The organism is Atlantibacter subterraneus (genome assembly GCF_007570865.1).
GTDB lineage: Bacteria > Pseudomonadota > Gammaproteobacteria > Enterobacterales > Enterobacteriaceae > Atlantibacter > Atlantibacter subterraneus.
In genome coordinates this window covers 47,112-68,365 of the sequence record NZ_VLPS01000004.1, presented here as the reverse complement: position 1 = coordinate 68,365, position 21,254 = coordinate 47,112, and the positions used below count along the sequence as shown (strand labels likewise).

The 21,254-nt window shown below is 54.5% G+C and carries 17 protein-coding genes; 13 read left to right on the top strand and 4 right to left on the bottom strand.

Features of this window, described 5'->3' with window-relative positions:
* Window positions 1-5 precede the first annotated feature (5 nt).
* The gene (locus tag FND52_RS09365; protein ID WP_144130612.1) at window positions 6-1,031 is read left to right on the top strand and encodes a fimbrial protein; all 1,026 of its coding nucleotides are present in this window, start codon (window positions 6-8) and stop codon (window positions 1,029-1,031) included.
* 68 nt (window positions 1,032-1,099) lie between these two features.
* Here the strand turns inward: FND52_RS09365 and FND52_RS09360 are convergent, their stop codons facing one another.
* Window positions 1,100-2,662, bottom strand: a complete 1,563-nt coding sequence (locus FND52_RS09360) for an AbgT family transporter (protein ID WP_144130611.1) — start codon at window positions 2,660-2,662, stop codon at window positions 1,100-1,102.
* A 452-nt stretch (window positions 2,663-3,114) separates the two neighbouring features.
* On the opposite strand from FND52_RS09360, the gene FND52_RS09355 reads away from it, so the two are divergent.
* The 12 genes from FND52_RS09355 to FND52_RS09300 all read left to right on the top strand — a co-directional run bounded on the left by FND52_RS09355 (window position 3,115) and on the right by FND52_RS09300 (window position 17,886).
* Window positions 3,115-4,704, top strand: coding sequence for an FGGY-family carbohydrate kinase (locus FND52_RS09355; protein WP_144130610.1), 1,590 nt, complete (start codon window positions 3,115-3,117; stop codon window positions 4,702-4,704).
* 18 nt (window positions 4,705-4,722) lie between these two features.
* On the top strand, window positions 4,723-6,369 hold the full coding sequence (locus FND52_RS09350) for a signal transduction protein (RefSeq protein ID WP_144130609.1): 1,647 nt from the start codon (window positions 4,723-4,725) through the stop codon (window positions 6,367-6,369).
* Between the two features lie 12 nt (window positions 6,370-6,381).
* A complete protein-coding gene (locus FND52_RS09345; RefSeq protein WP_144130608.1) occupies window positions 6,382-7,314 on the top strand; it encodes a dihydrodipicolinate synthase family protein in 933 nt (310 codons plus the stop codon).
* Between the two features lie 2 nt (window positions 7,315-7,316).
* The gene (locus FND52_RS09340) at window positions 7,317-8,366 is read left to right on the top strand and encodes a sialidase family protein (RefSeq protein WP_144130607.1); all 1,050 of its coding nucleotides are present in this window, start codon (window positions 7,317-7,319) and stop codon (window positions 8,364-8,366) included.
* A gap of 16 nt (window positions 8,367-8,382) precedes the next feature.
* Window positions 8,383-9,354: a tripartite tricarboxylate transporter substrate binding protein gene (locus FND52_RS09335; protein ID WP_125294835.1), complete on the top strand. Its 972-nt coding sequence runs from the start codon at window positions 8,383-8,385 to the stop codon at window positions 9,352-9,354.
* 54 nt (window positions 9,355-9,408) lie between these two features.
* Window positions 9,409-9,867 carry a tripartite tricarboxylate transporter TctB family protein gene (locus tag FND52_RS09330; protein WP_125294834.1) on the top strand — a complete coding sequence of 153 codons (459 nt, stop codon included), beginning with the start codon at window positions 9,409-9,411 and terminating at the stop codon, window positions 9,865-9,867.
* A gap of 18 nt (window positions 9,868-9,885) precedes the next feature.
* Window positions 9,886-11,394 (top strand): tripartite tricarboxylate transporter permease, encoded by a 1,509-nt coding sequence (locus FND52_RS09325; protein WP_125294833.1) that lies wholly within the window; start codon window positions 9,886-9,888, stop codon window positions 11,392-11,394.
* A gap of 63 nt (window positions 11,395-11,457) precedes the next feature.
* Window positions 11,458-12,489, top strand: coding sequence for a LacI family DNA-binding transcriptional regulator (locus FND52_RS09320; RefSeq protein WP_144130606.1), 1,032 nt, complete (start codon window positions 11,458-11,460; stop codon window positions 12,487-12,489).
* A gap of 497 nt (window positions 12,490-12,986) precedes the next feature.
* Window positions 12,987-13,553 (top strand): fimbrial protein, encoded by a 567-nt coding sequence (locus FND52_RS09315; RefSeq protein ID WP_144130605.1) that lies wholly within the window; start codon window positions 12,987-12,989, stop codon window positions 13,551-13,553.
* 60 nt (window positions 13,554-13,613) lie between these two features.
* On the top strand, window positions 13,614-14,276 hold the full coding sequence (locus tag FND52_RS09310; RefSeq protein WP_144130604.1) for a fimbrial biogenesis chaperone: 663 nt from the start codon (window positions 13,614-13,616) through the stop codon (window positions 14,274-14,276).
* Window positions 14,277-14,380: 104 nt separating this feature from the next.
* Window positions 14,381-16,819, top strand: coding sequence for a fimbria/pilus outer membrane usher protein (locus FND52_RS09305; protein ID WP_144130673.1), 2,439 nt, complete (start codon window positions 14,381-14,383; stop codon window positions 16,817-16,819).
* 2 nt (window positions 16,820-16,821) lie between these two features.
* The gene (locus FND52_RS09300) at window positions 16,822-17,886 is read left to right on the top strand and encodes a fimbrial protein (RefSeq protein WP_144130603.1); all 1,065 of its coding nucleotides are present in this window, start codon (window positions 16,822-16,824) and stop codon (window positions 17,884-17,886) included.
* 17 nt (window positions 17,887-17,903) lie between these two features.
* On the opposite strand, the gene catA is transcribed toward FND52_RS09300, so the two are convergent.
* The 3 genes from catA to FND52_RS09285 form a co-directional block, all read right to left on the bottom strand.
* The gene (gene catA, locus FND52_RS09295) at window positions 17,904-18,563 is read right to left on the bottom strand and encodes a type A chloramphenicol O-acetyltransferase (RefSeq protein ID WP_144130602.1); all 660 of its coding nucleotides are present in this window, start codon (window positions 18,561-18,563) and stop codon (window positions 17,904-17,906) included.
* A gap of 217 nt (window positions 18,564-18,780) precedes the next feature.
* Window positions 18,781-20,121, bottom strand: a complete 1,341-nt coding sequence (locus tag FND52_RS09290) for an APC family permease (protein ID WP_144130601.1) — start codon at window positions 20,119-20,121, stop codon at window positions 18,781-18,783.
* Window positions 20,118-21,020: an acetamidase/formamidase family protein gene (locus tag FND52_RS09285; RefSeq protein WP_144130600.1), complete on the bottom strand. Its 903-nt coding sequence runs from the start codon at window positions 21,018-21,020 to the stop codon at window positions 20,118-20,120. Before FND52_RS09285 ends, FND52_RS09290 begins: the two co-directional genes overlap by 4 nt.
* Window positions 21,021-21,254: the final 234 nt, after the last annotated feature.

Here is a 21,254-nt window from a genome sequence, read left to right as displayed (position 1 = left end):
CACTCATGCGTTTATTTTTATGGAGCGCCCTGTTGTGGCCGCTGTACTTTTTCTCGTTCGCAGCCAACGCGTGGGACTGCGATACGCTGACAACCTCGGCGACGATCCCTGCGCCCGCGCCGTCCATTTCTATCTCAAGAAATTTACCGGTGGGCTCGGTGATCGGCACTCAGGTCACCACCGGCGTTATCAATGCCTATAACTGCTATAACACGCCGGGCGGCGTCATCTCGAACCAGAATCTGGGCGTAGAGTCTTACGGCGAATACGTGATGATGATCGATGGGCGGCGCGTCTATAAAACCAATATCGAAGGCGTCGGTTACGCCATTGGCGGCACCGCCTCGTCGGACTGCAACGTGCCGGGCTGGGTATCGGGCAGCGGAACTATCCGTAACCGGATTGACACGGTATCGCTGTGCGCCAATCAGCAAGGCATGCTGGCCGCGCAACCGATCAAAGGGCAGGTATTTATTACTTACTATAAAACCGCGACGGTGACGGGTTCAGGGATGGTGGCGGCTAAACAGGTCGGAGCGCTGGTGATGCTCAATAACAGTCTACTGTGGCAGGAGCCCGCGGTGACGGTCACCTCCAGCCCCTTCAATATCACGACCCTTGGCTGCACGGTAGATAAACCGATTATTTCAGTACCGATGGGCGATGTTCCCGGCAACGCGTTCCGGGGGCAGGGAACGTCGCCGGGAGACAGCTACACGCAGGATTTTGAACTGCCGCTGACCTGTTTTGCCGGTACCCGCGTTGCGATGCAGATCGATGGCAACGTGAAGGACGCGACGCGCGGCGTGCTGAATCTCAGCAGCACAGGCCAAGGCAGCGCCAAAGGCGTGGGCATCCAGGTGCTGTATAACAATGCGCCGCTACAGCTTGCCGCGCCGATGTCCACCGGTACCGCCAGCAACACCGGAAGCTACACCATTCCGCTGAAAGCGCGCTATTACCAGACGGAGAACACCATCACGGGGGGAACGGCCAACGGGACGGCGACTTTTACCCTGACGTATGACTGATGGCAAAAAAAGCCCCGCGTTGAGCGGGGCTTGAGGCTAAAAGCGCACTGGAAGGTGCGTTCCAGTGATTAACCGGCGGACCAGGTATAAGGCGCGGCCACGCCCAACGGCATACCCATTCCCCACCACACCAGCAGGAACACGCTCCAGGCGACAAAAAACGCGATGGAGTAAGGCATCATGATCGACACCAGTGTCCCCACGCCCGCACTTTTGACGTAGCGCTGGCAATACACCACCACCAGCGGGAAGAAGACCATCAGCGGGGTGATGATGTTGGTGCAGGAGTCACCGATGCGGAAGGCCGCCTGGGTGAGCTCCGGCGAGATGCCTACCGCCATCAGCATGGGCACCATAATCGGCGATAACAGCGCCCATTTTGCCGACGCGGAACCGATCAGCAAATTCACTACCGCAGTCAGCACGATCATGCCGATGATAGTTGCTTCGCCCGGCAGCGCCAGCGCCTTCAGGCCATCCGCGCCTGCCAGCGCCACCAGCGTACCAATATTGGAGTCGCTGAACGCTTTGATAAACATGGCGCAGAAGAAAGCCATCACCATGTAAGAGCCCATTTTGCTCATGGAGTCGTTCATGGAATGAATGACATCTTTGCCGGTTTTAAAGGTGCCGGATGCGAAACCGTAAACGATGCCCGGAATAATAAAAATCAGGAAAATCAGCGGGACGATGGATTTCATGATCGGCGCGCCGTAAGCGGTGAGCGAACCGTCGGGGCTGCGTAACGACGAGGTTTCCGGCCATGCGGCGGCGGCCAGTGCCGCCAGTCCCAGCAACATTACCAGGCCAGCGCGGTTAAACGCCCGGCTCTCCTGTTGGCTCACGCTGGACATATCGCCTTCCTGGCGATAGTCGCCATCAAGGGTCATTTTACTGACGCGCGGCTCGACAATACGCTCGGTCACCCACCAGCCCACCAGGGTAATCAGAATCGACGAGGCGATACCAAAAAACAGGTTGCACAGCGTGTTGACGTTATAAGACGGGTCCAGCAGCTGTGCCGCTGCCTGGGTAAAGCCTTGTAGCAGCGCATCGTTGCCCGTGGGAACCATATTGGCGGCAAACCCGCCCGACACGCCAGAGAACGCTGCCGCAATCCCCACCAGCGGATGGCGTCCCGCCGACATAAAGATAATCGCGCCCAGCGGGATCACCAGTACATAGCCAGCGTCTGCGGCTACGTGGCTGAACATCGCCACGAAAATCAGCATGGGCGTCAGCAGTTTTTTTGGCGTGACGCGCAGCATTTTCTTCAGGGCGACATTAATAAACCCGGAACTTTCTGCTACGCCGACCCCCAGCATCGCGACCAGCACAATACCGAGCGGCGCAAAGCCGGTAAAGGTGGTCACCATGTTGGTCAGCGTGTTGGTTAACGCCTCGGTAGATAACAGGTTATTGATCTGAACAGGCTGCTGCGTTACCGGGTTGACGATAGAAAACTCCACCAGCGAAAGCGCAGCGGAAAGCCCCATCACTAACAGCATAAAGTATAAAAAAATCAGCGCGGGTTCCGGCAGACGGTTGCCCGCGCGCTCAATAGCGTTTAAGAATCCGGCCATTAAACGGCTTTCCGATCCTTTGCTACTTGTCCTTGTCAGTGAATCCATAAACGCTCCTGGTTGCCGACATGATATGTCATAAAATCTCCCTGTAGCGGGACAATAACCCGCCTTTCTATTAATAACCCGGAGAAATTAATCAGATTTTATATATAAGTGCTAACTATTATTCAAAACTTTGCATTTTATGCCGCTGATATTGTGATAAACCGCGCATTTAGCTGGAAAAATGCGATCCCGATACGTGGTTATTCTGAGCAACAGGCTTCAGGTTGAGTTAGCGCTTCGCTGCCATGCGGCCTGAAAGAAGTACCAGGATTTTTCCTGGTGAGGGTTTTTGCGATTTTTTAATTAAAAAACAATCAATTAAGTGATTTTTATTTTTTTGCCTCCCTGCTAAATATCCAGTGCAGATCACAAATCAAACATTCGTGCATTGTTTTTAACCAACACCTTCAACATCATGCTTTCTCGAAGCAGCAACTTTGAGAGGGCGTGAAATGGACCAGTTATTCATCGGTGTTGATGTCGGATCGGCAAGCGTCAGGGCGGGAGTTTATACGCCGCAAGGCGAGCGTTTGGCGTTTGCCGTTCGTCCTGTGCAGCAGTTTCATCCCGCCGTGAACTACGTGGAACAGTCCTCAACGGATATCTGGCAGCAGGTATGCGTGGTCGTGCGCGAAGCCGTGACTCTCGCGCAAGTAGACCCCGCGCGTGTCGCTTCCATCGGTTTTGACGCGACCTGTTCGCTGGTCGCGGTAGGGCATGGCGGCGAGCCGGTGTCCGTGGCGCAGGGCGGCGAGACGCAGCGCGATATCATCATGTGGATGGATCACCGTGCCGGTGAACAAACTCAGCGTATCAATGCCACTCAGGACCCGGCGCTTGAATACGTGGGCGGCAACGTCAGCATTGAGATGGAACTGCCGAAAATCTTGTGGCTGAAAAATCATTTCCCGGAACGCTATCACAGCGTATGGCGCTTTTTTGACCTCGCGGATTATCTTGCCTGGCGCGCCAGCGGTGTCGATGCGGCAAGTATTTGCACGCTCACCTGCAAATGGAACTATCTCGCCCATGAATCACGCTTTAGCCAGACCCTGCTGGATGCCGTTGAACTGGGCGATGTGACGGCGAAGATACCCACCCGTATCGCCAACATTGGTGAGGCGCTCGGTACACTTCAGCCTGAAGCCGTCCAGCAGCTTGGCCTGACGCAGCGGGTTGTTGTCTCCAGCGGCATGATCGACGCCCACGCAGGCGGGCTGGCGCTGGTGGCTGAAAATCCGCAGCAAAATCTTGCGCTAATCAGCGGCACGTCGAATTGCCACATGATCATCAGCCCGCAGCCGGTGTTTATCCCCGGCGTGTGGGGCCCCTATTTTGGCGCGATGTACCCCAACTGGTGGCTGAACGAAGGCGGACAAAGCGCGGCAGGCGCGCTGGTGGAATGGACGCTTCAGCAGAGCGAACACTGGCGCGGACTGAATGACGAAGCCGCGGCGTTGGGCTGTAGCCCCTACGCGCTGCTTAATCAACGCGTGGCCGCCCTTGAAGCGCAAGAGGCAAATCCGACCCAAAGTTTGCACGTGCTTGGCGATCACCATGGCAACCGCTCGCCGCGCGCCGATGCGCAGGCGAAAGGCATGGTGGCGGGTCTGACGCTGGAAAGCGGCCCGCAACAGCTCACCCGGCTTTACCTCGCCACCTTACAGGCTATCGCATATGGCACGCGCCATATCATCGATACCATGGAAGCCCACGGACAAAAAATCGACACCATCACCCTGTGCGGCGGAGCCAGTAAAAACCCGCTGTGGCTGCGTGAATATGCCGACGCCACCGGGCGCGCCATCCATCTGGTCGCGGAAGAAGACGCGGTCACCCTGGGCGCGGCGCTGACTGGCGCAGTGGCCTGCGGGGCGTTTACCGATCTCAGCGCTGCCGCGCGCAGCATGGTTAAGCGCGATCGCACTATTGCGCCGAACCCGGAGAAATGGGCCTTCCACGACGCGAAATACCAGGTTTATTTGCAGATGTATCAGGATCAGCAGCGCTACCAGGCGCTGATGGCGACTTCTCGTATCTGACTAAAAAGGAATGCTGACGTGATTACCCAAACGTTACCTGCCGCGCCGGAAAAAATCAGCGCAGGGAAAAATGAAATTCTGATGATCACCAATGCGGACTTACGCGAGTCTGCAAACCTGGCCTGCTGGCCGATGCAGGAAAAATTCGAGGCCAAATTGCAGGATATGCTCGGCAAACTTGGCTATCAGTTGAAGCGCGCCCACGCGGTCGATCATCAGCGCGGCCACGGATTTATCAGCAGCCAGCGCCAGGGAAGCGATCTGTTTGCCCAGATTGACGAAAACGCGCCGCTGATCGTGTTGCTCACCGCCTGGCAATATTCCCATCACGTCGCGCCGTCGCTGGTGCATCACAAGGGGCCAATCCTGCTGCTGGCGAATTTCGACGGCACCTGGCCGGGGCTGGTGGGGATGCTCTGTCTGGCTGGGTCGTTAACCAGCCTGGGTAAATCCTATTCTCGCTTATGGTCTGAGAATTTCGACGATGAGCTGTTTGTCGACGGCCTGAAAACCTGGCTGCGCTACGGTTCATTACAGCATTCACTCAGCTACCTGCATCCCGTTCCCGCGACGCATCCGGTCATGGCCACCGAGGCGGGTAAGCTGGGGCGTAACGTGGGTGAATATGTTCTGCGCCATAAAGAAATTATCGGTTTGTTCGACACCTTCTGTATGGGAATGATTAACGGCGTATTCCCGCAGCAGGCGATGGTAAATATCGGCATGCCGATAGAGTCGCTTTCCCAGTCGGCGCTGCTGGTAGAGATGGCAAAAGTGCCGGATTCGCTGCGTGAGGCGTGCCTGCAATGGTATATCGACCAGGGGATGGATTTCCGCTTCGGCGAAGACGGCAGCAAAGAGCTCACCCGTGAACAGGTGAAAGAGCAGTGCGCCATGATGATCGCCATGGCGAGATTTGTGCAGCGCTTTGGGCTGTCCGCCGTGGGCGTTCAGTATCAGCAAGGGCTGAAGGACAGCTGTGCGGCGTCAGATTTTGCGGAAGGGGCGATTGGTTCCACCGCGCGTTTCCCGCTGCCGGATGAGCACGGCAATATCATCTGCGACGGCCAGCCGATCCCCTGCATTAATGAAGTGGATATGGGTACCGCCATCCCGCAGACCATGCTGTGGCGTTTGCTGAGTTCGTTTTCGCTGCCCGCAGAAACCACGCTGCACGACATCCGCTGGGGCAGTGAATACAACGGTACTTTCTACTGGGATCTGGAAATCTCCGGCGCCGTTCCGTTTGAACATTTAAAAGGCGGCATTAAAGGCGCCACTGGCTATCGCCAGCCTGCGATGTACTTCCCTTACGGCGGTTCAACGATTTGCGGGCAGGGCAAAGCCGGGCGTTTTATCTGGGCGCGCGCCCACTATGAAGGGACCGAGGTGATTATGCACATCGGCACCGGACGCGGCGTGGAGCTGCCGGAAGAGGAGTTCGAACGTCGCCACCGCGCCACCTGCTACGAATGGCCGCTGCTCAACGCGGTGCTGGACGGGGTTGGCCGCGATGAATTAATGGCCGGCCACCAGAGTAACCATCTGACGATTGCCTATGTGGATGAGCCGGTGCTACAGACCGTGTTCCAGGCGTTTGTCGCCCAGGCGCTAACCCAGGGTATCCGGGTTGCCGTAGCGGGCACTGCAATCGATCTGCTGTAAAAGGAAACTGCCATGAATACGACGAAGTACATTGGCGTCTGGCCGGTGATGTTAACGCCTTTTACCCGGCAAAAAGAGATCGACTGGACATCGCTGGAGCGGCTGATCGACTGGTATCTGGCGGCGGGCGTCCACGGTCTGTTTGCCGACTGCCAGTCCAGCGAGATGTTTTTTCTGAGTGACGAAGAGTCCCGTCGACTGGTGCGCTTTATTATCGAGCGGGTGGATGGCCGCGTGCCGGTGGTCGCCTCAGGGCATACCGCCAACGCGTTTCATCATCAGAGCGAGCAGCTCACCCAAATGGCGGAAACCGGGGTCGATGGCGTCATTCTGATCAGCAATCGCCTGGCGCTGGCCGGAGAAAGCGACGAGCTGGCGCTGGAAACGCTCCAGCGCCTTATCGCCGACGTGCCCGAGAATGTGGATCTGGGGATTTATGAATGCCCGTTCCCGTATAAGCGCCTGCTGTCAGACGAGATTGTCGCCTGGTGCGCCCAAAGCAACCGCTTCACCTTTATCAAAGATACCTGTTGCAGCCTGCCGATTATTGAACGGCGGCTGGCGCTCACCCAGGGCAGCAGGCTGCACCTGGCGAACGCCAACAGCCAGACGCTGCTTCCCTCTTTGCAGGCGGGATGCCAGGCCTACAGCGGCGTGATGGCGAACTTCCATCCCGAGCTGTACGTATGGCTGTATGAAAACTGGCGGCAGGAGCCGGAAAAAGCGCAGCGGCTGGCAGATTACCTCTCCACCGCGGCGCTGGTTGAAAACCTCGATTATCCGGTATGCGCCAAAGCGTTCCAGCAGCAAATCGGCAATTTCTCCACGCTGACCTGCCGGGTACGCGATAGCCAACACTATGATGACACCTTCTTTCCGGAAGCTATCGACAGCATGGTGCGGCTGGGGCGCGATCTTCAGAAACAACTGCATATCGGGGCGTAGTCATGGCATTTACCCTGAAGAAACGTCAGCCGCTGCTGGCTGATGACCAGCAGGATTTCGCTCAGTGCCATGCCTCCACGCTGGTGGCGCTGCCGGAGAAAAATACCCTGGTGGCGGCTTTCTTCGCCGGAGCCAAAGAGGGCAGCGGCGATACGGCGATTTGGCTGGCCCGCAGTGAAAACGGCGTCTGGCAGCCTGCGGTGAAGGTGATGTCGCAACCCGGCGTAGCGCACTGGAACCCGGTGTTGCATTACCAGCATCAGCGGCTGTGGTTGTTCTACAAAGTGGGCAAAGACGTGCACAGCTGGATCACCCGCGTCGCGGTTTCCGATGACCAGGGCCTTACGTGGAGTGCCCCTCGTGAACTGGTTCCCGGAGACCTGCAGCCGCGCGGCCCGGTCAAAAACAAGCTGCTGGTGATGAGTAACGGCGAATGGATCGCTCCGGCCTCGACAGAAAATACCCGCTTCTGGGACGCGTTTGTGGATATCTCGGCGGACCAGGGAGAAAGCTGGTATCAGGTGGCGATCCCGATTGAGCATCAGCATGGCGAGGCGGCGGATGAAAGCGCCCTGTGGCAGGGTTTAAAACAGGATGCCTTATGGGAATGTGATCTCACGCAGGTTATGCAGTGGGATGGTGTTATACAGCCAACATTATGGGAATCAAAACCCGGTTATATTCATGCGCTTATGCGCAGCACCCGGGGATTTATCTATCGCGCTGACTCTTCAGATTACGGCAGAAGCTGGTGTCCGGCCTATGCCACGGCGCTACCGAATAACAACAGCGGCATCGATGTGGTGCGCCTGGATAACGGCGATATTGTCCTTGCCTGCAATCCTGTCGCCGGAAACTGGGGCCGCCGTTATCCCGTAGCGCTGCTGCGCTCGGTGGATAACGGCGCGACCTGGTCGCAACCCTGGGTGCTGGAAGAGGGGGAAGGCGAGTTTTCCTACCCGGCCATCGTACAACAAGGAGGCGTGATTCACCTGACCTGGACCTGGAATCGCAAGAACATCATTTACCAAACCCTTACCGACAATAATTAAAAGTGCGGAGTACCTGATGAAGAAGAATTTACTGTGTGCCTTACTGATGATTATGCCGTTTGCCGCCGTTCAGGCAGAGCAGACGCTAACCTATCCCAAAAAAAATATTGAAGTCGTGATCCCGAAAAATCCGGGAGGGGGCACAGATACCTCCGCGCGCACCGTGATCGAGTTCGCCAGGGATAAAATGCCGCAAGGCACCATGCTGGTCCCGGTTAACAAACCGGCGGGCAATGGCATCACCGGGCTGCTGGAAGTCGCGAAAGCGCGTCCGGACGGCTATAAGCTGGTCATGACCACCGTTGAGCTGGCGATGTTCCCGCACCAGGGAAAATCCCCGGTGACCTATAAAGACTTCACCCCGATTGTCACCACCATCGCCGATCCGGTTGCTGTGGTGGTGAACGCTAAATCACCGTACAACACGCTGCAGGAATTTATCGATGCCGCGAAAAAAGCCCCGGGCAAACTGAAAGTGGGTAACTCCGGCAACGGCGCGATCTATCACCTGGCCGCGGTCAATATCGAAAAAATTACTGGCGTGAAGTTCAACCATATTCCTTATAACGAAGGTACCGGACCGTCGATTGCGGCGCTGGTGGGTGAGCACATCGATGCCGTACTGACCACGCCGGGCTCGGTGAAATCACAGGCTGATGCCGGGCTGTTAAAAGTGCTTGGGGTGATGGATGAGCAGCGCTTCCCGCTGTTCCCGGACGCGCCGACCTTTAAAGAAGCGCTGAATCTGGACGTAAACGTGAAAATGCGCGCGTGGGCCGTGCTGGCCACCACCGCGAAAGTCAGCGATGACGTGAAAAAACAGCTGGTGGACACCTTTACTGAAGTGGTGAAAACACCCGCTTATCAGGAAGCGCTGAAGAAGCAGGGCATTATGCCGGTAGTGATTACCGGTGACGACGCTTACAAAATGATGAAAGACGATGACGAAATGTATGGCGCACTGATTGCCGACGTCATGAAAAAATAATGCTTATTCCCGGCCAGAGTGTGGCGCTGGCCGGGAAATTATCGGGATGGATTTATGCGAAAGCAGAATATTGTCGTTGGTGCCGTCGCTGTGATATTCGGGCTGGGCATTATTATGCTCTCACGTGATATGCCTTTATTTGATGAAAGCGGCATGTTAGGGGAGCGCTTCTGGCCATTTTGTCTGGCATGGCTGTTTATTGGTCTTGGGGTTTTGCAGTTGATTAACGTCTATCAACAGCGGGCCGCGGCGGATACTTCGGTGGATCTTTCCTCTGCGCCGGTTCGTAAAGCCTACTGGGTCGCCGGGTTAATGGGCGTGTATGCGATAGCGCTGTGCTACGGCGGATTTATCGCCTCATCGCTGGTCTTGATCCCGATAGTGATGCGTATTATGGGCGAAAAACGCCCCTGGTTTCTGGGCGTGAGTTCGGTGCTGATCGTCGCCTGTATTTATATCGCCTTCACCATGATCTTTAATTCTCCGCTGCCGGAATCGATGTTTTCCGAGTGAATTAATAAGGGAATCATAATGAACGAAGTTTTAGATGCCCTGTTGATGGTTTTCAGTCTTGAAACCACCGCAATGATCCTGATGGGGGTTCTGGCGGGGATTATTATCGGCGCGCTGCCTGGATTAACCGTCAATATGGGCATTGCGCTGCTGTTGCCCCTGACTTACTCCTTCCAGGGAATGACCGGTATTCTGATGCTGCTTGGCGTGTACTGCGGTGCGGTATATGGCGGGTCGATTACAGCTATCCTGATCAGCACGCCGGGCACGCCTGCCTCTGCCGCCACGGTACTGGATGGCTATCCGATGGCGAAACGCGGGGAAGCCGGACGCGCGCTGGGATTATCCACCGGTGCCTCAATGTTTGGCGGCGTTTTCAGTACGATTGCGCTGGTGCTTATTGCGCCGCTGCTGGCGAAAGTCGCCACCGGCTTTTCCTCCGCTGAATATTTTGCGCTGGCGGTGTTTGGTATCAGTATTATTACCAGCGTCTCTTCACAATCGATTATTAAAGGATTGATGGGCGGCGCGCTGGGGTTATTTATCGCCACCATCGGCCTGGACCCGATGACTGCCGGAATGCGTTTTACCTTTGACTCCGTCTATTTGATGGGCGGCATATCGTTTATTCCGGTGCTGGTGGGGTTATTTGCCTTTTCTCAGGGGCTGATTAGCCTCGAAGAAGATCACCGGGAACGCGTTGCTGGCGTAGTGCATAAAATGCAAAGCAAAATTCAGCGCATTCTTCCCACCTGGAAAGATTTAAAGCGGGTGATGCCGGTTTATATTCGCTCCTCGGTGATTGGCACCGGTATCGGCGCGGTGCCGGGGACCGGTGGCGATATCGCCTCATTCATTGCCTACAATGAAGCTAAACGCTGGTCAAAACATCCTGAAGAGTTTGGCCACGGTTCGCCGGAAGGGGTTTCTGCGCCGGAAGCCGGTGCGAACTCGGTGGCGGGCGGTGCAATGGTGCCATTGATGACGCTGGGTATCCCTGGTGATGGCGCAACCGCGATCATTATGGGCGCGTTTATGGTGCAAGGGCTGGCGCTGGGGCCGCAGTTATTTACTGAGCATCCGGTGGAAGTGAATGCCATATTTATCGGCCTGTTCGCGGCGAATATCTTTATGGGCATCATGGGCTTTATGGGGATGCGCCTGTTTGCCAAAGTGATGAACGTACCGCGCCGGGTGCTGGTGCCAATCATCTTTGTACTCTGTTCCGTGGGTGCTTATTCGGTAAACCACGATATGACGGACGTCTTTGTGATGATGGTTTCCGGATTAGCGGCTTATATCCTGATTAAGCTCGATTTCTCCATGTCGCCTATCGTGATTGGCATTATTCTGGGGCCAATGGCGGAATCGAACTTCCGGCGTGCGCTGGTGATGTCTGAAGGCGACCCGAGCGTCTTTCTGACGCGTCCGGTTTGCGCTGTTTTCCTGGTCATTGCGTTGATCACCCTGCTGATGCCGATTTTCGGGCCGCGCCTGAAAGCCATGTGGCGCAAGCAACCGGGTTGATAGCGTTTATTCACGGGCTGCCTGGCGGTGGCCCGTTTTTCATCGAGTAAGGAATGCACACTTATGGCAAAAACAGTTGAGGAAATCGCAAAGGATTTAGGCGTTTCCATCACAACGGTACGCGCCGTATTAAACGGTAACGCCAAAAAGTATCGCATCAGCCTGAAAACCCAGGACAAAATTAATGAGTATGTGCAGGAGCACAGTTACACCATTAATCTCACCGCCCGTAGCCTGAAGCTCAATAAAACGGATGTCTTCGGGCTGGTTATTCCGCGTCTTTCCAACCCCTTTTTCTCCGCGCTGGCGGAACAGCTGGAAGCGGCGTGCCGGGAGCGGGGCTATCAGTTGATGATTAGCTGCACTAATGGCGAACCGCGATATGAAAACCGGCTGGTGAAGTCGCTCGAAGAGCGAAACGTCGATGGTATTTTTGTGGTGTCAACGGATGCAGCCTGCCAGGCGCATCATCTTACACACCGCAAAAAGCCGCTGGTGTTTCTCGACCGGGATTTTGGTATTCAGAATGCGGCGTGCGTTACCACCGATAACCGCGACAGCGGCTACCAGCTGACCAAAGCGATGGTGGAATACCTGGGTCAGCCGCTGCATTTTTTTACTGCTGATATTACGTCACCGACAATTATTGATCGTCTTAGCGGTTTTAAGCGGGCTATGGCTGAGCTGGGGATGACGGTTTCTCCGTCCGATATTACCTGGGCGGAGCACAACCGCATTAGCGACGGTGCAGATCTTATGGCGCAGTACATCGATCATCATGGTCGTTGGCCGCAAAATTTTATCGCGTCATCCCTGCCGATCCTCCAGGGCGCGCTCAGCGTATTGCGTGAACGTTGCGGGTATATTCCTGACGATATTAATATCGGCACCTTCGATGACAATATCATGCTGGGATTTCTGGCGAATAATCTCTGGTCTATGCGTCAGGATGAAAAGAAACTCGCTGCAAAAGCCTGCCAGCTGATGGTGGCTGCGCTGGAAGGCGAGGTGGTGGAACAGGGAGGAACGGCGAAAGCGGAGTTGGTATTCAGGGGGCGGGTTCAGACACGATCCTTATCTTTTCCCCCTCGATAGTCGCCAGGTAAATTAATGATTTTATAAAAGCATTCCCTCCGGGTTTTATAGTGAAATCCGACCTGTCGGATTTTTCTTATTATTAATTTCGTTGCTAATTTTACCCTTGTCAATTAACGCATTCTTTGGCGCTGAATCCCTTGAAATGTAATATTATTGTGATTTTATCGCATCATAACGATGCGAATACCTACAAAAATAATAATACTAACGAGGATTGTTAATGTAATTTTATCAGCATGAATACAAGCTTATTTTGCGAAAGTTATTAGCTATTGTTTTTTATTGTTTCTGGAAATATCATTTATTTGTGCGTAAGCGTATTAGTCGCGGTTTTATTATCGAAATAGCGAATAATTAGAGGGATATGCATCTGAGGTAATCTGGTTAAATAGATGCATTTTATTATTTAAAGGGACACGCACTAAGGACAGGTTTCAGGGCCAGAGGATTCTGGTCAAAGTAAAAAATAATAACTTTTAAAGTTGAGTATAATAATGAAATATCAATTTCGCGTTGCCGCCGCCCTGGCGGGCGTGCTGGTTTCTGGTGCCGCATTTTCTGCGGGTAATAATATGACAACTCACCTGGGCGCAACTGCTGGTACGCAAAGCACCGGTGGGACCGTGGAATTTACCGGTGAAATCGTTGACAGCTCCTGCAATATCACCACCACCAGCAAGGATGTAAAGGTTGATTTAGGTAAATGGGGCAGAAACTATTTCACCGCGCCAGGCACTGAAACCACCAAAACCCCGTTTAGCATCAGCGTAGATAGCTGCCCGACCTCTGTTAAAACGGTTGCTGTGCTGTTTGATGGTAAAAAAGATGCCACGGATCCTACGCTGCTGGCGCTGACGGCCGGGGGCGCATCGGGCGTAGGCATTAAAATTTACGATGGCGTTTCCAATACGCAGGTAACAATGGGTGCGGTTTCTGCGAGCGTTGCGGTAGTTTCCGCGCAAGCCACGGTGCCCTTCTTTGCCGATTACACCTCCACAGCGGCCACGGTGACAACCGGTACCGCTAACGGCGTTACTAACTTCCTGATGGTTTACAACTGATCCCCTGTGAGCAGGCTCTGTGCCTGCTCATCTCTTTTTACGTTCGATGGTAACTGCACAATGAAACAGCTTCTTGCCGCTGTGATGGCTTCTTTTTTCCTTTTCTGCGCAACCGCAAAAGCCGGCATAGTGATGGGGGGAACTCGCGTTATTTATCAGGAAGGTAAACGCGAAGCCTCCCTTTCGGTGACCAATATGGATACCAGCGTACCTTACCTGGTGCAGTCATGGGTCGAAAACCCGGCTACAGACGATCAACGTCCCGTTCCCTTTGTGGTCACTCCGCCGCTCTTTCGCCTCGAGCCAGAGCAGGAGAACGTTCTGCGCATCAGTTTTACCGGTGGCGCGTTGCCTGCCGACAAGGAATCGGTCTTCTGGCTGTGTGTAAAAAATATCTCGCCGACGCAAAAAGACGACATCAACAAGTTACAGATCAACGTCAAATCCAAATTCAAGCTCTTCTGGCGGCCTAAGGGGCTGGGAGAGTCTAAAGACGCCTGGCAGAAGCTGACTTTCACCCGCAATGGCAATCAGCTGGTGGCCCATAACCCGACGCCGTTTTATATCTCCTTCTACTCCCTTGCTGTGGGGGGAAAAGAGATCCCGGAACCCGGCATGATCGCGCCGTTGGCCAGCAAAACATGGCCGGTCAGCAACACCGGGCAGGTGACGTGGCGCGCCATTAATGATTTTGGCGGCATCACTGACGCTGCGCAGCAGTAAACAGGGTGGTCATCGTGAATAAGCGCACTTCCCGCCGAGGCAGGGCAAAATCGGCCTCTTCCGGCGGCACGTTACTGCTGGCGACCATCCCCACGGCGCTGTTTATGCTGTGCAGGCCTGGCTTTGCCCGGGCCGAGGATTACTTCGATCCGGCGGCGCTGGAACTGAGTTCCCCGCAGCAAAAAACTGCCGATCTGCACTACTTTGCGACGCAGGGTGGGCAGCAGCCCGGGACGTATCCGGTCAGCATCTGGGTTAATGGTCAGGCGTTCGGTCAGAGCAATATCACTTTTGTGGAGCAGAACGATAAGCTCACGCCAGTGCTCACGGCGGCGCAGCTCGCCGAATATGGGGTCAACGTCAGCGCGTTCTCATCATTTGACAACCTGCACGAGGGCGAGACCTTTACCCGCATCGGTCAGTACATTCCTGATGCCACCAGCCAGTTCGACTTTTCCGCCCAGCGCCTGAACCTGAGTATTCCCCAGGCCGCCATGAACCTCCAAAGCCGCGGCTATGTTGACCCCGCGCGCTGGGATGACGGTATTCCGGCTGCGTTTGTCGACTATACGTTATCCGGTTCGCAAACGGAGCAGTCCACCCATAACGGCCACTCCAGCTTCCTGAACCTGCGCAGCGGCATTAATCTCGGACCGTGGCGCTTACGCAACATGTCGTCCATGCAATATGACACCACCCGGCGCTGGCATTCTCTGAGTACCTACCTGCAACGGGATGTCATATCGCTGAAAAGCCAGCTGCGGATGGGGGATACCTACACCAGCGGCGAGATTTTTGACAGCGTGCAGTTTCGCGGCGCACAGCTTATGTCCAATGATGAAATGTTGCCGGACAGCCTTCGCGGCTTTGCTCCGGTGATCCGCGGCGTAGCGCACAGTAACGCTAAAGTCACCGTCTCCCAGCATGGTTACGTGATTTATGAAACCTATGTCTCGCCGGGGGCTTTTGCTATCAAAGATCTCTACCCGACGGCACAGAGCGGCGACCTTGAGGTGACGGTGAAAGAGAGCGATGGCTCAGAGCGCACCTTCACCCAGCCGTTCGCGTCCGTGCCGTTCATGCTGCGTGAAGGCCGCATCAAATATAGCCTCAGCGCCGGGCGCTTCCACTCAGGGCAGGATCAGAGCCGCTCGCCAACTTTTATCCAGAGCACGCTGTTTTACGGTTTACCGGCGGAGTTTACGCTGTATGGCGGCACGCAACTGGCTGAGGACTACCACGCACTGGCCCTTGGGATAGGGCATAACCTCGGTGAGTTAGGTTCCCTTGGTGCCGACGTGACGCTGGCTGACACCACCGCGCCATCCGGGAAGCGCTACAGCGGTCATTCGCTGCGGGCGCAGTATCAAAAAAGCTTTGCCGAGGCAGGTACCTCTTTTAGCCTCGCCAGCTATCGCTACTCCTCCAGCGGTTTTTATGATTTCAGCGAAGCGATGATGTTAGAAAGCCAGTATGGGCTGATTGACAACAAACGCACCCGTCAGGAGATTGCCGTCACTCAGGAACTGGGCGACGCAGGTAACCTGTCGCTGTCCGCTTATTCCCAGGATTACTGGCACAGCCAGAACAGCGATAAAACGCTTCATGCCGGGTTCTATAGCGCCTGGAAAGGTATCTCCTGGGGAGTGGGCTACTACTATACAAAATCCAGTAGCCATAATGATCCCGACCGCTCATGGTCGTTCAATATCAACATTCCGCTGGGTGGCATGCTGGCCGGCAGTTCAGTCAGCTATACCACCTCGTCGGATAACCACGGCTACACCTCGCATCAGGTGGCGATGTACGGTTCGGTTCCAACAAACCCGAATCTTAACTATTCCGTTCAGCAGGGTTATGCCAGCCAGGGGCAGGGAAGCAACAGCGGCGCATCGCTCGATTACCACGGCGGCTACGGTGAAACGCAGCTTGGCTATCGCCGCGATCGCGACAGCAGCCAGATCACCTGGGGCGCTTCGGGCTCCATTGTCGCGCACCCGCACGGCATCACGCTGGGCCAGAGCCTGGGGGATAGTTTTGCCATCGTGCGTGCGCCGGGCGCTGCTAACGTGGCGATCGAAAATGGCAGCAACCTGCACACCGACTGGCGGGGCTATGCTGTGGTGCCCACTCTGACGGCATATCACAAAAATTTCATCACTCTGGACACCCAATCCATGACCAGCGACACCGATGTCGAACAGTTCGGCGCGACGGTGATCCCTGGCGGCAGTGCGGTTGTCGAAGCCAACTACATGACGCATATCGGCCATCGTGTTCTGTTTACCCTGCATGATCACCAGGGGCTGGTGCCGTTTGGTGCCAGCGCGCAGCTGGCTGACGATAAAACTGCCGCTACCGGGATGGTCGCTGACGGCGGAACGGTTTACCTGAGTGGGATGCCGGATGACGGCACCCTTGAGGTGCGCTGGAATGACGCGGGCGTCGCTCACCGCTGCACGCTGCCTTTCCACATTGCCGCTACTGAGCAGGACGCGGTTAAGCGCGTGGATGGAAAATGTTTATCACAGAGAGGATTGTAACCATGCGCCTGAGTCTGTATTTACTCCTGCTGGTCGCGGGGCTGTTTAGTCACAGCGTGTGGGCAGCTACCTGTAACGGCGATACCGGCCAGATGACCATCAACTTTCAGAACATTAAATATCTGCCCTCGCTGCGTAATAATACGCAGATGACCAGCCTCATGGCCGACAGCGGCAGCGGGTTTCGCTTCACCTGCGATCAGCAGGCAATGCAGGCGGGTTCGTTATCGATCAAATATGCGCAGGCGATTAAAGGGAAAGAGACCAACATCAACGGGCGGATGGTGTTTGAATCGGCTGTTGCGGGTATTGGCTACTCGCTGGGATTTCAGTGTAACGGCGGGCCAATCCACTATCTTGATGGCGCAGGCATGCACAATACGACCGTCTGTAGCAGCAGCGAAAACCCTTCGCTGCTCAGGCAGCAACACATTGTAGTGAAAGCGTATGTGACCTTTTATAAAACCGGGACGGTCATGCTACTCAGCGGCAACCACACCAACTCGCCGCCACTGCCGAATGTGGGCAAAGTGTATGTCGAGATCCCTGGGTCAAGGGCAGGCACGCCCATCACTATTGATCTGACGGCAATGAACGTCGAGATTGGTAATTCGGCCAGCTGCTATGTGAAGACTTCGAATATTGTTGTTGATTTGGGGAGAGTAAACCGGAGCGATTTTAAGGGAGTAGGGACTAAAGCGGGGTCGGCGAAAACCTTTACTATTCCGGTCTGGTGCACGCAGCCGGCGGACATAAAAATTGCCTTTTTCGGCACCCCTGTCGCCGCCAGTATGAACGACACGCTGGCAATCAAGCAGGTGCCGGCAAGTGCTAAGGGGGTGGGCATTAAGCTGAGCTACGGCAACAATGGTTCAGGCGCGCCCATAGCGGGCAGCGCTCTGCATATCAACGACGCCGGGATCTTGCCGACGTTGGGCCATGTGACGGCGAACAAAGTCACCAGTGCACAACCGTTTAACTTCGTCGCCCAGATGGTGCAGACGGAAGCGACGGTGAATGCCGGCAGTGTAAACAGTACATCCACTTTTGTGCTGGAATATAACTAGCCTCTGTAGAGATGAACTTACGCTTGCCCGTGGTCTTCATAGCAATATTGTTGTAGTTCATTAAGTAATCTACCGACATGGAAACCATCGCACACGGCATGGTGTACCTGAATTGCCAACGGCATCAATACTTTTTCGCCTTGCGTATAATATTTACCCATTGTGAATACCGGGGCGAAGAAGTTATCGATACTGGCTACATTTAAATCAAAGCTGGTGAAGCTAACCCATGGATTGGCTGACACGAAAAACATGTTCTCGATAAATCCTTTTGGGAAATAGGCCAGGTCATCACAATAATGTGCCACATCTTCCGAATACGTTTTCATAAATTGTGAAATGTCCTCATGGTAATAACTCCACAGGGATGAAAAAGTTTCAGTTTCTTTATGGAAAATGGTGTAGCCGGGATGAATAACGTCCCATATTATTAACTCGCCGTCTTTCATAGCCATACGGAATTCTGCATGGGCGTTTATCAGGCGGGTAATAATGTGAATAAAAGCTGGATAGAACTTGTATCCATTACTCTTTACGGTTTTTAATAGCGCCGTAATATCCAGTTGTACTGTCTGGCTAAAGGTAGATTTTGCAAACGACTGAAAAGCCTGAAAATGTTCCTTCCGTTTCCATTGTGACATGTCAACTGATGTATAATTAACGCGTTTTTTGTCCATTTTAAATTCCTGTGATCCTGCAAATTTTGCAGACTAATTCTACTGCCTTTGTGTCTGCACTGAAGCAACTTACGCGCGGGATAACGAATTCTGGCAGGTTTTATTCAGCCGGAGAATGGAAGAGGGAAGCGCGTTTGTCAATGCGCTATTGCTGCGCCCTCCGGTACTTCCGGAGGGCGCATTGTGCAGAGCAGGCGTCCGATGCGCCAGCACCTGCTTAGCTGAGGGAAACCGCTTGCGGCAGCGTGCGGTAAAACCTGGTTTTAACCATCCCTATTACCACCCCGATTGCCAGCCAGGTAAAACCGATTTCCATTGTGTTGTGGTCAAAGTTTATCCAGACATACGAGAGGATAGCCGTCCCCAGCAGCGGACATATCAGATTGCTGGTTATATTACCTGGCCCCGAGCGCTGCTTCTCCTTGATAAAAAACATCCAGAAAACGCTGACGTTCAGAATGATGAATGAGGTCATCGCGCCGAAATTAATGAGTTTTGCGAGGAAGTCGATAGAAAGCGTTACGCCAAGCGCCAGGGAAAGCGCGCCAATGGCGAGGGTGCTGATCCACGGCGTGCGGTAGGTCGGATGAATTTTGGCAAACATGGAAGGTAAGAAGCGATCGCGCGCCATGCCGTAGACAATACGCGATGCCGCCGCCTGTGCCGCCAGGGTATTGGCCACGCCAACCGCCAGAATATTCACTATCAGTAGCATGATTTTCAGCGGTGCACCGCCTGCCATAAACGCCGCGTCAAAGAATGCCGTGTCGGGATCCATTTTAGTGAAATCCGGTTGTATCAGTGTGGCAATGTAGCACTGTGCAATAAAAAACACTCCCACGATGAGCAGTGCGGCAAGAATAGCCTTACCAATGTCACGCGTCGGTTCTTTGGCCTCTTCCGCCAGGGTACTGATCCCGTCGAATCCAAGAAATGACAGCGCTGCGATGGTTACTGCCGTCCCGATGAACTGCGGGTTGATAACGTCTGGCTTGTAGAACGGCGTCAGATTGAATGCCGCAACGCCGCCGGTGTTAAGCAAATAGTGGACCCCAAAACCGAGAAAGATAACCAGTGAAATCAGCGAAATGCTGAAAATAAAGATATCGGCTTTCGCGGTGTTCTCAATGCCTTTGATGTTGACCCAGCAGTTGGTCAGCATAAACACGGCAATCCACACCCAGCCCGGCACGAATGGCACGAGATTGACGCACCAGGCTGCCGTCATGGCGTACAGCAGCGCGGGGGCAAACAGGTAATCCATCATAATCAGCCAGCCTGCAAGGAAACCGATATGAGGATTTGTCGCCTTGTTGACATACGCATAAACGCTGCCCGCAATCGGGTAGCGCTTTGCCATCTTGCGGTAACTCAGCGCGGTGAAAATCATACAGGCCACGCCAACCACATAGACCAGCGGAGCCATACCGTGGCTCTCTTTCGAGACGAAGCCGAAGATGGACATCGGCGCGATAACGACCATGAAAACCAGGCCATAGATCACCAGATCTTTATAGCTCAATGCGACCTTGAGCGTCGGTTCTTTTACGTTGCTCATTTTGCCTTCCGGGTGATCAAGGGGATGTTATTCAGTTTCGGTGCACTGACGCGAACAATCAGATCGACCGGGCAGGGTTTACATGCCTGGCAAATCTCCACGTCACTTTGCAGACTCATATACAGATAGGTGTCGGTCAAATCCCATCCATACGCCTGCGAAATCAGTGTCTGTATTTGTTCTGAGGCTGATTTGAGTGCCGCCGGGTATTCGGCGGCGTTGGCAATAGCAAACCAGCTATCGCTCGTCTCCAGCACCGGCCAGCGTTCCCCGTTACCCTGCAACAGCGTGAGTTTGACATCCACTTCGCCGGCGATTTCAAGCCCGGTACCGCACAGCTCGCCGTCGCCCATTACCGCGTGGAGATCGCCCAGCGCGAACAATGCACCTGCAACCTGTACAGGAAAATAGAGCGTTGTGCCCTTACGGATTTTTTTGCAGTCCATGTTGCCGCCATGCGCGCCCGGGAAACCGCAAGGCACCGGTTGATCCGCTGGGGCAACGCCAATCACTCCGACCATGGGATCCGCCGGGAACGCCATACCGTTGAACTGCACCATACCGTTGATGATCTGCAGTGGTTTGGTGCGATGCTCCTGAGTCTCGTGCAGCGGGCCACAGCCCGGAATGGTTGTCACCACGCCCGCGGCAACGGTGCGTATATCGAGGATCTCGACCATCAGCAGATCGCCTGGCTCGGCATTTTCAACGTACACAGGGCCGGTTACCGGATTCGCGTTGTTGTAGTTGAAATCGCAGGTCAGATCGGTTGCGCTATTAATAAGGCCGGAAAAGCAATCCAGCGTTTCAAATGTGAGTGTCTCGCCGCTGGCCGCGTATGCCGCCGGCTGGTTTTCCGCCGAAAATGTATAGGAATAACCCTTAATCACTTTTTTCATCTGTTTTCTCTGTTGCGTTGTCTACGGTAATCATAAATTTGCGAAAAGCATTTTCTTCCTTGCCGCGAAGCTATAAGCAATCGGTATGCCATAAAAAAAACCGCATCATCGCAAGGGACATGAGCAGAACTAAGGAAAAAACTGCGGGGATACCGGGAATGAAGCGCTATAGCGGTGCAGGGCGCCTTATGATGGTGCGCGCCAATGCCCTTTTAAAGTGCAGGGGATTCATTT

Coding starts and splice junctions, on each gene's coding strand:
- FND52_RS09300 (WP_144130603.1), top strand. CDS start 16,822: ATGCGCCTGAGTCTGTATTTACTCCTGCTGGTCGCGGGGCTGTTTAGT.
- FND52_RS09290 (WP_144130601.1), bottom strand. CDS start 20,121: ATGAGCAACGTAAAAGAACCGACGCTCAAGGTCGCATTGAGCTATAAA.
- FND52_RS09365 (WP_144130612.1), top strand. CDS start 6: ATGCGTTTATTTTTATGGAGCGCCCTGTTGTGGCCGCTGTACTTTTTC.
- catA (WP_144130602.1), bottom strand. CDS start 18,563: ATGGACAAAAAACGCGTTAATTATACATCAGTTGACATGTCACAATGG.
- FND52_RS09355 (WP_144130610.1), top strand. CDS start 3,115: ATGGACCAGTTATTCATCGGTGTTGATGTCGGATCGGCAAGCGTCAGG.
- FND52_RS09325 (WP_125294833.1), top strand. CDS start 9,886: ATGAACGAAGTTTTAGATGCCCTGTTGATGGTTTTCAGTCTTGAAACC.
- FND52_RS09340 (WP_144130607.1), top strand. CDS start 7,317: ATGGCATTTACCCTGAAGAAACGTCAGCCGCTGCTGGCTGATGACCAG.
- FND52_RS09360 (WP_144130611.1), bottom strand. CDS start 2,662: ATGGATTCACTGACAAGGACAAGTAGCAAAGGATCGGAAAGCCGTTTA.
- FND52_RS09285 (WP_144130600.1), bottom strand. CDS start 21,020: ATGAAAAAAGTGATTAAGGGTTATTCCTATACATTTTCGGCGGAAAAC.
- FND52_RS09335 (WP_125294835.1), top strand. CDS start 8,383: ATGAAGAAGAATTTACTGTGTGCCTTACTGATGATTATGCCGTTTGCC.
- FND52_RS09320 (WP_144130606.1), top strand. CDS start 11,458: ATGGCAAAAACAGTTGAGGAAATCGCAAAGGATTTAGGCGTTTCCATC.
- FND52_RS09330 (WP_125294834.1), top strand. CDS start 9,409: ATGCGAAAGCAGAATATTGTCGTTGGTGCCGTCGCTGTGATATTCGGG.
- FND52_RS09315 (WP_144130605.1), top strand. CDS start 12,987: ATGAAATATCAATTTCGCGTTGCCGCCGCCCTGGCGGGCGTGCTGGTT.
- FND52_RS09305 (WP_144130673.1), top strand. CDS start 14,381: ATGCTGTGCAGGCCTGGCTTTGCCCGGGCCGAGGATTACTTCGATCCG.
- FND52_RS09310 (WP_144130604.1), top strand. CDS start 13,614: ATGAAACAGCTTCTTGCCGCTGTGATGGCTTCTTTTTTCCTTTTCTGC.
- FND52_RS09345 (WP_144130608.1), top strand. CDS start 6,382: ATGAATACGACGAAGTACATTGGCGTCTGGCCGGTGATGTTAACGCCT.